General features: G+C 73.5%; 15 protein-coding genes. 6 read left to right on the plus strand and 9 right to left on the minus strand.

Annotation, left to right across the window (positions count from 1 at the left end; translation table 11 throughout):
* Positions 1-73 precede the first annotated feature (73 nt).
* The gene (locus J0670_RS16040; protein WP_207812253.1) at positions 74-1192 is read right to left on the minus strand and encodes a peptidoglycan recognition protein; all 1119 of its coding nucleotides are present in this window, start codon (positions 1190-1192) and stop codon (positions 74-76) included.
* Positions 1193-1352: 160 nt separating this feature from the next.
* Here J0670_RS16040 and J0670_RS16045 point away from each other — a divergent pair, with 160 nt between their 5' ends.
* Positions 1353-2498 carry a hypothetical protein gene (locus tag J0670_RS16045; protein WP_207812254.1) on the plus strand — a complete coding sequence of 382 codons (1146 nt, stop codon included), beginning with the start codon at positions 1353-1355 and terminating at the stop codon, positions 2496-2498.
* A gap of 153 nt (positions 2499-2651) precedes the next feature.
* On the opposite strand, the gene J0670_RS16050 is transcribed toward J0670_RS16045, so the two are convergent.
* Both J0670_RS16050 and J0670_RS16055 read right to left on the minus strand, forming a co-directional pair.
* Positions 2652-3248, minus strand: a complete 597-nt coding sequence (locus J0670_RS16050; protein WP_207812255.1) for a hypothetical protein — start codon at positions 3246-3248, stop codon at positions 2652-2654.
* A gap of 34 nt (positions 3249-3282) precedes the next feature.
* Positions 3283-3831: an alpha/beta hydrolase gene (locus J0670_RS16055; protein ID WP_207812256.1), complete on the minus strand. Its 549-nt coding sequence runs from the start codon at positions 3829-3831 to the stop codon at positions 3283-3285.
* Between the two features lie 256 nt (positions 3832-4087).
* Here J0670_RS16055 and J0670_RS16060 point away from each other — a divergent pair, with 256 nt between their 5' ends.
* Positions 4088-4654, plus strand: coding sequence for a DJ-1/PfpI family protein (locus tag J0670_RS16060; protein WP_207812257.1), 567 nt, complete (start codon positions 4088-4090; stop codon positions 4652-4654).
* A gap of 95 nt (positions 4655-4749) precedes the next feature.
* Here J0670_RS16060 and J0670_RS16065 read toward each other — a convergent pair whose 3' ends face one another.
* Positions 4750-5553, minus strand: coding sequence for a DAPG hydrolase family protein (locus J0670_RS16065; protein WP_207812258.1), 804 nt, complete (start codon positions 5551-5553; stop codon positions 4750-4752).
* A 239-nt stretch (positions 5554-5792) separates the two neighbouring features.
* Here J0670_RS16065 and J0670_RS16070 point away from each other — a divergent pair, with 239 nt between their 5' ends.
* Positions 5793-6311 carry a gamma carbonic anhydrase family protein gene (locus J0670_RS16070; protein WP_207812259.1) on the plus strand — a complete coding sequence of 173 codons (519 nt, stop codon included), beginning with the start codon at positions 5793-5795 and terminating at the stop codon, positions 6309-6311.
* On the opposite strand, the gene J0670_RS16075 is transcribed toward J0670_RS16070, so the two are convergent.
* Positions 6308-7501 carry an MFS transporter gene (locus J0670_RS16075; RefSeq protein WP_207812260.1) on the minus strand — a complete coding sequence of 398 codons (1194 nt, stop codon included), beginning with the start codon at positions 7499-7501 and terminating at the stop codon, positions 6308-6310. The genes J0670_RS16070 and J0670_RS16075 overlap by 4 nt on opposite strands.
* Positions 7502-7654: 153 nt before the next feature.
* Here J0670_RS16075 and J0670_RS16080 point away from each other — a divergent pair, with 153 nt between their 5' ends.
* Positions 7655-7891, plus strand: a complete 237-nt coding sequence (locus J0670_RS16080; protein WP_207812261.1) for a DUF2277 domain-containing protein — start codon at positions 7655-7657, stop codon at positions 7889-7891.
* 59 nt (positions 7892-7950) lie between these two features.
* Entirely contained in the window at positions 7951-8187 is a 237-nt protein-coding gene (locus tag J0670_RS16085) for a DUF6296 family protein (protein WP_207812262.1), read from the plus strand.
* 112 nt (positions 8188-8299) lie between these two features.
* Here the strand turns inward: J0670_RS16085 and J0670_RS16090 are convergent, their stop codons facing one another.
* The 4 genes from J0670_RS16090 to J0670_RS16105 form a co-directional block, all read right to left on the minus strand.
* Positions 8300-8641: a hypothetical protein gene (locus J0670_RS16090; protein WP_207812263.1), complete on the minus strand. Its 342-nt coding sequence runs from the start codon at positions 8639-8641 to the stop codon at positions 8300-8302.
* Between the two features lie 105 nt (positions 8642-8746).
* A complete protein-coding gene (locus tag J0670_RS16095; protein ID WP_207812264.1) occupies positions 8747-8911 on the minus strand; it encodes a hypothetical protein in 165 nt (54 codons plus the stop codon).
* Between the two features lie 162 nt (positions 8912-9073).
* Complete coding sequence (locus J0670_RS16100; protein WP_374223112.1) at positions 9074-10291, minus strand: cytochrome P450; 1218 nt, start codon at positions 10289-10291, stop codon at positions 9074-9076.
* Positions 10292-10406: 115 nt separating this feature from the next.
* Positions 10407-10625 (minus strand): ferredoxin, encoded by a 219-nt coding sequence (locus J0670_RS16105; protein WP_207812265.1) that lies wholly within the window; start codon positions 10623-10625, stop codon positions 10407-10409.
* 760 nt (positions 10626-11385) lie between these two features.
* On the opposite strand from J0670_RS16105, the gene J0670_RS16110 reads away from it, so the two are divergent.
* Positions 11386-11686: hypothetical protein (locus J0670_RS16110; RefSeq protein ID WP_207812266.1), on the plus strand; the 301-nt coding region annotated here is incomplete at its 3' end.

The following is an 11686-nucleotide window of genomic DNA, read 5'->3' on the forward strand; positions in this document are numbered from 1 at the left end:
ACCGACGGCGGGGACCAGTGAGCCGCCGGTGCGCCGGGACCGGGCGCGGAGGCCGGGACCGGCCCCGGGGGGATCAGGAGTTCTGGATGCGGACCGCCGTGCTGCGGATCTCGGGGAGCTTCGCGTAGAGGGCGGCACCGGGACATTCGGTGGCGACGCCGTCGCGGTGGCCGGAGACGGTGTTGAAGTCGACGACGGTGCCCTTGGGGTAGCGGCTGGAGTCGGAGCCGGAGGTGAGCTGCGCGTGGCCGTCGGCGGCCCGGCCGGTGAGGCCGAGCTTCCAGGCGGAGATCTTCGCGAGACCGTCCAGCATCGTCTGCGGCGGCGCGTCCGAGTTGTAGGTGCCGATGGCGGCGACGCCGGAGGAGTCGGTGTTGAACCCGAGGGTGTGGGCGCCGTGGACCGGTTGGTCGACGCCGCCCGCACGGCCCTCGTAGATCGTGCCGCAGCGGTCGACCAGGAAGTTGTAGCCGATGTCCCGCCAGCCGTTGCTCTGGACGTGGTACTGGTAGATCGACCGGATCACCCGCGGCGCGTCGGAGCAGGCGTAGTCGGTGGCGGTCGCGGTGTGGTGCACGAAGACCACCCGGACGGGGCCGGTGTAGTCGAAGCCGGGCTCGCGGATCGACTCGTCGGCGCCCCAGCCCGCCCGGGTGACGATGCCGGGGCGCGGGACGGCGGGAGCGGCCGGGCTGGCGGGCAGTGACTGGGCGTCGTCGGAGGCCGCCCCCTCCCCGGGGTCGACCAGTTCGACCCGCAGCCCGTGCGGCAGCCCGGCGGGGCCGGGGTGGACGTCCACCGCGACGCCGTCGCTGCGCCCGACCCAGAGCGGCGTGGTGCCGCCGTGCGGCGCGGTGTCGGGGCCGTCCACCGCACCGACCTCCAACCGGCGCCAGTCGCTCCAGCGGCCGGTGGCCGCGTCCCGGGTGCGGACCCGGACGGTGCCGCCGTCGAGCGCGTTCTGGGCGCCGTCCCAGACGACGCCGAGGAGTTCGAACGGGTGGGTGGTCCGGGGTGTGAGGGGCTGACCGGAGGTGAGGGGCAGCGAGGTGACCGAGCCCCCGCCCGCGGAGGTGCGGGGTGCCGGGGTCGAGACCGAGGCCGAGTCGGCCGACGCCGCCAGGGCGGGGGGCTGGACGAGCAGAGCGGTGGTGCAGCCGACGAGGGCGGCTGCCAGGATTGAGATCCTCATAAAACGGATATTCGCGGCACCTTGGTGTTCCCGCCACGGCGCTCGTCCATGCATCTCAATCCGTTGGGCTGTTGTCGTGACTCTGCGGGCGTGTGAACCGTCAGCCGTGGTAGTGAGGCGTATCCAGGAGATCCGTTCGTGCGGATCATCCTGGAGCGTTATGCGAACTCGAATCACCACCCTGGTCCTGTCCGGACTGACCTCGGCCGCCCTGGTGTGGGGGGCCGGTGGTACGGCTCACGCCTCTCCGGCCTTCGACCGCGACACGGCCGTCGACTCGGTCGGGGCCCAGGGCGAATGGGTCGACAGCCTTCTGAGTCTGGCGGCCGGGGGCACCGGCTCGTCGGACTACCTCGGGGCCTACGGCGGCGTCAGTGGCTTCGGCTTCATGCCGGCGGACCGCCCGGCCGACGGTTACACCGGGCCCGACGGTTACACCGGGCCCGACGGGGCGCCGGCCGACCAGCGGGAGCCGGGCTCCGCGCAGCCGGGCTCCGAGCAGCTGGCCGGTGCTGCCCTTCCCGGCACCGTCCTGCCGGGCGCGGCCCTTCCCGGCACCCTCCTGCCGGGCGCCGCTCTGCCGGGCACCGTTCAGTCGGGCACCACTCTGCCGGGCACCGTCGAGCCCGGTGCGGGCGGTGCGGAGCGCGGCGGGCTGGAGGACCTGACGTCGGGGCTCGCGCTTCCCGAGGGTGCGTCGACCGGCGGCGGCGAGCCCTGCGATCACGGCCACGATCACGGCACTCCTCCCGAGTGCGACTGCCCGCCCGGCGGCCACGAGGGCCACGAGGGGCACGAGGGGCACGAGGGGCACGGCCACGAGGGCCAGGGGCAAGGCCAGGGTCAGGGCCAGAGCAACGACCAGAACCAGGGCCAGGGCCAGGACCAGAACCAGGCTCAGGACCAGAGCCAGAACCAGAACACCGACGTGAAGCAGGATCAGGGCCAGGACCAGCACGTCGACGTGACCGTCAACCTGCAGAACAACGTCAACAACAGTTCGAGCAACAACTCCAACAGCAGCTCGAACAACACCGCGCAGAACACCGCCCAGAACACGGCCCTCAACAACCAGACGGCCACGCAGTCCAACAACCAGTCCAACCAGCAGGCCATCTACAACCTGAACAAGATCAAGTTCGTCGCGGCGGAACTGGAGAAGCTGCACAAGCCGCACCACGAGGGGCACCACCACGGGGAACTGGCGGAGACCGGAGCCCCCAAGACAGAGGCCCTGGCCGGTCTCTCCGCCGCGTTCCTCGTCGCGGGTGCGGCGGCGATGCGGCTCAGCCGGCGCCGCGCCTGACCGCTGCGCCGCTCGGCCCGACGGCGGCCCTACGGCCGTCCGCCGGGGATCCCCCGGCAGCCTCGCCCGGCCCCGCATGAGTACCCGTACTCATGCGGGGCCGAGCCGTGTCGGCGCTCGCCGCGCACGCGCCCGGGTTCGGCCGAGCGGGGCTCAGCGCTCCTCGACCGGTTCGCCGTTGTCCTGGTCGAGGTCGAACACCCGCCGGTAGGAGTCGGTCACCACGGTGATCTGCGTCCGCCCGCTCCACGTCGCCTCGATCAGGTGGGGGTCGTCCGGGCCCCCGCCGATGTCCGCGAGCAGCCAGCGCCGGGCCGACCAGCCCTCGCCGCTCTCCAGCAGCACCTGCCAGTGCTCACCGGGCACGGTGCCGGAGGCGTAGGCGCGGTGCACCACCACCAGGGTCCGCTCCGCACCGGCCGGGGCGACCTCCCGGCTGCGGGTCTCGGCCGCCGACACCTTGTGCGCGGTCAGCACCCCGAGCACGAACACCACCCCGGCGGTCACCGTGACCGCCCGGGTGGCCGTCCGTACGGCGGTGCGGCGGTCGCCCAGCCAGGCGGCCGCGATCATCGCGGCCAGCGCCGCGCCGAGCAGCAGCTCCGGCTGGTTGAGCAGGTCGGCGACCAGCATCCGCCCGCCCGAGCGGCTCTCCCACTGGCCCTCGGTGTACAGCAGGACGGCCACCGCCCCGCAGGCCGCCAGCACCCGGACCAGGACGCGCCTGGCCGGTGACGTCCGTTCGTTCATCGTTCCGTCGTCCATCGTCCCCCCGTTGACGTGGTCACAGTTCCGCGAGCAGCTTGCGGCCCTCCGGCCAGTCGCCCAGCCCGGAGTCCGAGTTGAGGTGTCCGTACGCGCCGGGCTCCACGTAGCGGGCGCCCCAGGCCCGGGCGAACTCCCGGGCCCGCTCGGGGCTCACCCACGGGTCGTCGGTGGAGGAGACCACCACGGTCGGGAACGGGAAGCGCTCCAGCGCCACCGGGCGGAAGCCGACCAGCTCGGGCACCTCGGCGGTGTCGATGTCGGCCGGGGCGACCAGCAGCGCGCCCCGGACGGCGGCGATCCGCTCGGCGGGAGCGGTGGCGACCCAGCGGGCCGCCGTGACGCAGCCCAGGCTGTGGGCGACCAGCACCACCGGCCCCTCGGCGGCGGCCGCGGCCACCGCCGCGTCCACCCGGGCCACCCAGTCCGACTGCTCGGGGTGGTCCCAGTCCGCCTGTTCGACCCGGCGGAACGCCTCCGGCTCGGCCGCCTCCCAGCGGGTCTGCCAGTGCTCGGGGCCCGAGTTCTGGTAGCCGGGGAGGACGAGGTGGGTGGTGCGGTCCGGCATGGGCTCCTCCGGGAGACTGGCGGTGGCGGGCAGCAGGAGTCTAGGCCTCGAACGGCGGAGCGCCGCAGCGGGGCGGTCGCCCGGCGTGCACGGCTCGCGACCGGCGCGTGCGCTTCGCCGTGCGCCGTGTCGCGCCCGGTGTGCCCTGTTGCCAACGGCGCGGCCGGTACGGGAGGTTGGACCGGCCCGGGCGCGGAGAGCACCGCTGCGCGCCCGTACCAGGCCTGACGCCCGATCATGTGGAGGGATGCCGGCGATGACATCGAAGATCCTGTTGGTCACCGGGGACGCCGCCGAGTCACTGGAAGTCCTCTACCCGTACCAGCGGCTGCGCGAGGAGGGCTACCAGGTCGACATCGCGGCCCCGACCAAGAAGCGCCTCCAGTTCGTGGTGCACGACTTCGTGGACGGCTACGACACCTACACCGAGAAGCCCGGCTACACCTGGCCCGCCGACCTCGCCCTCGCCGACGTCGACCCGGCCGACTACGTCGCCCTGGTCATCCCCGGCGGCCGCGCCCCCGAGTACCTGCGCAACGACCCGGACGTGCAGCGGATCGCCCGGCACTTCTTCGCCGGGGACAAGCCGGTCGCCCAGATCTGCCACGGCCCGCTGATCACCGCCGCCGCCGGGGTGCTCGACGGCCGCCGCACCTCCGCCTACCCGGCGCTCGCCCCGGACATCAAGGCGGCCGGCGCCGAGTTCGTCGAGGGCGAGGCGGTCGTGGACGGCGTGGTGGTCTCCGCCCGGGCCTGGCCCGACCACCCGGCATGGCTGCGGGCCTTCATCGAGGTGCTGCGCACCAAGGCGCCGCTCGCCTGACCCGCCCTCGTCGGCACCCCGAGCCGCCTCGGGGTGCCGACGACGGGTCGGTACACCCCTCCTCCGGCGGGCCGCCCGGGTCCGGCCCGGGCGGCTCACGCCCGGTGGCCGAATTCCCGGTAGACGGACGCCAGGAAGGTGGACAGGTGGGTGAACTCGGTCTGGTCGTGCAGGAGCATCTCGTAGGCGAAGCCGAGCGCCTCGGCGCGTTCCTCGTCGGTGCGGTAGGTCCTGCCGCGGTCGAAGATGTACCGGCTGCGCAGTTCGAAACCGTCGGCCGTGGTGCGGACGAGGTGGATCATGACGCCGTTGTTGAGGCTGAGCTCGCCGCACGCGTGGGCGCTGATCCCGGACCGGGCGAAGCGGTCGGTGTCGAAGCCCAGTCCGGAGGGGTGGAGGAACCGGATGGTCAGCTCCGAGCGCATGGGGCCGATGTACTCGATGACGTCGTGGGTGTTGCCGATGTAGCGATCGACGTCAGCGACACCAGGCCGGGTGAGGACGTCCCGGTCGCGGGGGACGGCCTGCTGGTGGTTGTAGGGGTACCACAGTGAGTAGCGCTCGGGCTCGACGGAATGCCACCAGAACCACCAGGTGAACATCTCCGGCGTGCAGCCGGGGAAGCGGATGAGGCTGGTGACGTACGGGTGTCCGTCGTCCGTGACGCAGAAGCCGGTCTCGACCTCGTGGTACCCGCCGTCCAGCAGGGAGTCGAGATCCTCGGGCGAGCTGGTGATGGCCGCGCCGGAGGGCATGGCGCTCCGGATGGCGGGCATCACGTCGTCGTGGAGCCACAGGTCGCCGTTGAAGTACTTGGCGTACGGCTTGCCCTCGATCCGTTCGCTGTTGTGCCGGAACAGCTCCTGGGTGGCGACCGGGTAATAGGTCACGGGCAGCATGGCAATGCCCTTCTCCTCCTTCAGTCTTCCTTCAGCCGATTCCGAAGCCGGTTACGGACAGTCTCTTCAGCGGCCCGGTCCAGGCGCATGTCGGCACGGTCGACGGAGTGAGGAAAGGCATCTCCCACGAGGCCGCGGCCCCGACCGGACGCCGCGCCCACCCGAAGTGACGGCGCCTCCCGGGCGCCCCCTACGCTGGCCGGCGACAGTACCGCCCGCCGTCACCAGGAGGACGAGACATGGCAGAGCCGCTGATCGCCACAGTCGGGGGCAAGGTGCCCGTCGTCGACCCGAGCGCCTTCCTCGCGCCGAACGCCGTCGTCGTGGGGGACGTGAGCGTCGGGGCCGGTGCGAGCGTCTGGTACGGGGCGGTGCTGCGCGGCGACGCCGAGTCGATCAGCGTCGGCGCGGGCAGCAACATCCAGGACAACTGCACCCTGCACGCCGACCCCGGCTTCCCGCTGGTCGTCGGTGAGCGGATCTCGGTCGGCCACAACGCCGTGCTGCACGGCTGCACGGTCGAGGACGGCTCCCTGGTCGGGATGAACGCCACCGTGCTCAACGGCGCCCGGATCGGCGCCGGTTCGCTGGTCGCGGCGGGCGCGGTGGTGCCCCAGGGCATGGCCGTCCCGCCCGGCTCGCTGGTGGCGGGCGTCCCGGCGAAGGTGCGCCGGGAGCTGACCGCGGAGGAGAGGGCGGGCATCGAGGCCAACGGCGAGGGCTACCTGCTGTTGGCCGAGGCCCACCGGGCGGTCTAGACCATTGCCGTGACCCTGGCCGCCGGCTCCTGCGGCACGGGCGCGGGCCTGCGCCGGTCGGCCGCCCAGGCCAGCACCGCGACCACCGCGCCCGAGGCGGCCAGGCCGGCGCCCACCAGGGTCGGCGAGGTCCAGCCGAGGCCGGCGTCCAGGGCCAGTCCGCCGAAGTACGCCCCCTGCGCGTTGGCCAGGTTGAAGGCGCCCTGCACCGTCGCCGAGGCCAGCGTGGGCGCGCTGCGCGCCTTCCGCAGCACCAGGGTCTGCACGGCCGGGACGATCGCGAAGCCGAACAGCCCGACCAGCACCACCGTGACGGCCGCCGACCAGCGGGCCTGCGCGGTCACCGCGAACAGCGCGAGGGTGGCCGAGAGCAGCACGAAGGCCGCGCAGACGGTCGGGCGCAGCGCCCGGTCGGCGGCGAACCCGCCGACCACGTTGCCGATCGTCATCCCGACCCCGAACAGCGCCAGCACCAGGGTCACCGAGCCGGCCGAGTAGCCGGACACGTCGGTGAGCAGCGGCGCGATGTAGCTGTAGCAGGCGAAGAAGCCGCCGCAGCCGAAGACCACGGTGGCCAGCGCCAGCCAGAGCTGCCTTTCGCGGAAGGCCCGCAGTTCGTGCCGCAGCCCGGACTGGCGGGGGGAGGGGAGCGCGGGCACCAGCCTGGCGATGGCGAGCGTCCCGGCGGCCGCGATCAGCACCACCACCAGCATGGTCGCCCGCCAGCCCAGGTGCTGGCCGAGCAGGGTGGCGGCCGGGACGCCGACGATGTTGGCGACGGTCAGCCCGGAGAACATCACGGCCACCGCCCGGGCCCGCCGGTTCGGCGCGACCAGTTCGGCGGCGGCCACCGCCCCGGCCCCGAAGAAGGCCCCGTGCGGCAGGCCGGTGACCAGCCGGGCCGCGGCCAGCGTCCAGAAGTCCGGCGCCAGGGCGCACAGCAGGTTGCCGGTCGCGAACAGCGCGGCCAGTGCCACCAGCACCGCCTTGCGGGGCCGTCCGGCGGCGAGCGCGGTGAGCAGCGGCGCGCCGATCACCACCCCCAGCGCGTAGGCGGAGATCAGCCATCCCGCCTGCGGGATGGAGACGTGCAGACTCTCGGCGACCTGGGGGAGCAGCCCCATGGCGGCGAATTCGGTGGTGCCGATGGCGAACGCGGTGACGGCCAGCGCGACCAGCGCGATAGGCAAGGGGATGACTCCGGGGTGATGCCCGCGCCGGAGGGGGGAGCGCGGCGGGTGGTTCGTTCGTCCGGAATCCTAATCCGGCCGGATGACGCCCCCGTGAGGTGCACGTGACCGGAGGGGGTCGCCAGTGCGGCGTCCGCGCGCGAGACTGGGGGCATGTGCCGCAACATCAAGACACTGCGACCGCCCGTGACGCCCGACGCCGACGAGGACGACTTCCGCGCCGCCGCGCTGCAGTACGTCCGCAAGGTGTCCGGCTTCCGCGCCCCGGCGGCGCACAACCGTGAGGCCTTCGACCGGGCCGTGGACGCGGTCGCCGAGGCGACCGCCCTGCTGCTCGCCGAGCTGGAGGTCCGGGGCTCCCGCACAGGGGCCGCCGAGGCCTCCGCCTGAGACGGGCCTCAGCCCCACGCCGGTCGGCCAGGGGCCGCGACAGGGAGCAGGAGCCGGTGATGAACCCCGCCAACCGTTACGCCCTCACCTTCCCGGGCACCCCCGGAACCCACGCCCCGCAGGACGTGGTCGTGGTCATCCGCACCAGCGTCATGGGGCCGGGCGGCCACCCCGTGTACGAGGACGAGAGCGGGATCGTCCGGGCCGAGATCAGCGACGCGGGTGAGGTCCGGATGCTCGCCAGCGGTGGCCACCAGAGCCCGCACGTGCCGGTGCACGCCCAGCCGCTGCCCTGAGGCGCCGTTGCCCGAGTCACGGCTGGTCCGTGTCACCCGTGCCACTGCTGTTCCGAGCCACTGCCCCGGGGCCCGTCGGCCGTGGCCTGCCGGTCGAGGCCGACGGGCGGGGTCATGCGTCGGCGGGCGGGGCCGGAGCGCTCGCCCCGCGGCCGGTCTTCACCCCGTTCACCATCGCCTGGTGGATCGCCCGGGCGGTGGTCTCGTCCGGGGCGGGCACCGGACTGCCGGAGACGGTGTACCAGTCCAGCGCGCCGGTGTACTGGACGGTCAGCCGCGCCTCGCCGTCCACCCACGTGGTGTGCACGGTGAGGTCGCCGGAGATCGGGCCGATCTCGGCGGTGGTGACTCCGCCGGGGCCGCTGATGATCGACTGGGTGGTCCAGGTCGCCCACGAGTTGCGCGGGTCCGTGGGCGGCCGGGCCTGCCGACCTGCTCGGTCGTGTTCGGTCATGCGCCTGTCCTCCCCCGCCGGTGTTACGCCATTCGGGTGGCGACACCTGCGGTCGCAGAGACCGCCCGGCTTCGGTCGGGCGGTCGGATCGGGTGTGGCGGACGGTCAGCGGCCCGCGCCGGGCTCGTCCAGCATCGGGTCGCCCTCCGCCTGGGAGGTGTCCTGCGCGTGCAGGTTCTGCATCGAGGTGACGCCCTCTTCGGGGTCGGCGGCGCGGACGTCCTCCTCGCGGTCGCTGGTCACCTCGGAGCGTTCGCTCATGTCGGTCATCGCGGGCTCCGTCTCCTAGGCCGGTCCGGGCGCGCCGGGCCGGAGGCACGGCAGGACCGGGTCTGTCTCTCGCCCTTCCAGCCTGCCTCCGCCCCGGCGTTGCGGCCAGCCGGGTGAGCCGGGTGCCGCCGCGGCGCCCGCCGGGATCCCGACCGGCCGTGGTCACCAGGTGACGGGCAGTGACCTCATGCCGTAGATGAACGAGTCGGTACGGAACTGCCGCTCGCTCTCCGGGACGGTCAGCCGCAGCCCGGGCAGCCGTCGGAACAGGGTCTCCAGTGCGATCTGGAGTTCGGCGCGGGCCAGCGGCTGGCCCAGGCACTGGTGCACGCCGAAGCCGAAGGCCATGTGCCGCCGGGCGTCCCGGTCCAGGTCCAGCTCGTCCGTCGGCCGGTGACCGGCGCCGCCGAACACCTCCTCGTCCCGGTTGGCGGTGGAGAGCATCGCGATCACGCCCTCCCCGGCCTTGACCGTGACACCGCCCAGTTCCACGTCCTCCAGCGCTACCCGGGGCACCCCGGTGTGGACGATGGTCAGCAGGCGCAGCAGCTCCTCCACCGCGCCGGGCAGCGCGGCCGGGTCGGCCAGCCTGGCGATCTGCTCGGGCTGCTCCAGCAGCAGGGCGGTGGAGAGCGAGATCATGTTCGCGGTGGTCTCGTGCCCGGCGACCAGCAGCAGCACCCCGGTGCTGGCGACGTCCTCCGGGGTCAGGTCGTCCCGCACGGCGAGCCGGCTGAGTATGTCGTCCTCCGGCTGCTCCCGCTTGCGGGCCGCCAGGTCTCGCAGGTACGCGAGGATCGCGTCCGACGCGGCCTTGGCCTCCTCCATGGTGCTGTTGCGGTTGAGCAGCGTCCGGCTCAGGCCCTGGAAGCGGTCGCGGTCCTCGTACGGCACGCCGAGCAGGAGGCAGATCACCAGCGAGGGCACCGGCAGGGCGAACTCGGCGACGAGGTCGGCCTCGGTGCGCCCCTCGGTCATCCGGTCGAGCGCCTCGTCCACGATCCGCTGGATGTCCGGGCGCATCGAGGCCACCCGCTTGACCAGGAAGTCCCCGGTGACCATCCGGCGCTGCCGGGCGTGCTCGGGGTCGTCGAGTCGCAGGAAGCTCGGCGGGGCGGCGGTGATCAGTTCCCGGCGGCCGCCGACCAGCATCGGGAAGGTCGGGTGACGCAGGTCCGCGCTGAAGCGGCGGTCGGACAGGACGGTGCGGACCTCGGCGTAGCCGGTGGCCAGCCAGCAGGGTTCGCCGTCGGGCAGGTCGGCCCGGGTCATCGGGGCGGTGCCGGCGGCCTCGGTGTACGCGGGCGGCGGGCCGAACGGGCAGCCGCTGGAGTGCGTGGCCGGCATGCGGACGGCCGGGGCGGTGGGGGTGCTGGTCAAGGCGGGATCTCCTTGCGTCGCTATGTCCTCGGGTGGTTCGTCCTCGGGTTGTCGGAGTGACGTTTCGTCAACTGAACGGGGTTGTGGGGAGGTTGCCGGGTTCCGCGCGCGATCGTCAGCCTTCGGCCCGGTCGGGCCCGTCCTCGGTGACGGTGATCGCTCCGCTCGGGCAGAGCTGGGCGGCCAGTCTCACGTCCGCGAACTGGTCGGGCCGGAGAGAGGGCTGGCGAAGCGTCACCAGGCTGTCCTGGTCGTCCTGGTCGAAGACCTCGGGGGCGTTCATGACACACATCCCGGAGCTGCAGCAGCGGTTCCGGTCGACGCTCACCTGCATGGTCGGGCACCTCTCCTCGGTGTGCCGCCGGCTGCCCGGCGGGCGCCTTTCGTTGTGATGGCCAACCTAACCGCCGTCGCTCCGTCCACGGAGGGTGCCGTGGCCCGATCGTCGAGAATGGCCGATTCGGCTACCGCTCAAGTGCCCGTGCGGCGTGGCGGGTTCGCGTTGACACTACGATTTGACCCTACTCCGACAAGGCCCTTGCGTCACAGCCCTCGTGCGTCACGGGCCTCCGGTGCTCTCACGGACGGTCGCGACGGTCGCCGCCGCGGCGGCGCTCCTTTCCGGCCGGTGGCGCACACCCGGGCGAACCGCAGGGGCCCGGCCGCCGGGCGGGGGCCGCGCCGGAGGCCGTCGAAACGATCTCGCACCGCCCGGGCTCGGCCGCGACGGCCTGCGGCACCACCGCCAACCGGCGCAGCCCCGCCGGCCCGCACGTGCGTCCGCGCGTCCGCCCGCCCATCCAGCATCCGTGCCCGGCCCGGGCCCCGCACCCCGGCCGTTGAGCCGGATCGATGTCGGTGATCCGGGCGGCGAATGCCGGTTCGCGGCCTGTTCGAGCCGTGGAACGGGAAACGTTCTCGATCATGAGTAGCGCCCTCCCGCACCGCAGGAAGCCGCCGAGCGGCCCGGCCCGTCGAGGCCGTGACCGACTCGTCGGACATTCGTTCGGACTTTTCTGTTATCGGCGCGGCGCCGCGCGGTCTCCCAGGTGTCGGTACCCGACCCGCCGACCTGGACAGAAAGCAGTGGCCACGTGAACAGCGACGACAGGACGACCATCACCCCGGCGAGCGGCGGCGGAGGCGAAGCCCGCGGCCGGGCCGCACGCCGGGCCGCCCAGCGGCACACGGGCCGCGGGCGCCGGGCGCGACGGCGCGGTGGGCTGGTCCCGGTCACCGCCGTGGTCGCCGCGGTGGCCGGGACCGGGCTGCTCGCCGCCCTGACCGGCGCCGGGTACGCGGCGTACGGGGGCAAGCAGGCCGACCGCGACCTGGCGGGACAGGCGGCCGCCGCCGACGCGCTGATCGCCGCCGAGCTCGGCACCCACGACGGCA

This window comes from Streptomyces sp. FH025 (genome assembly GCF_017427025.1).
GTDB lineage: Bacteria > Actinomycetota > Actinomycetes > Streptomycetales > Streptomycetaceae > Kitasatospora.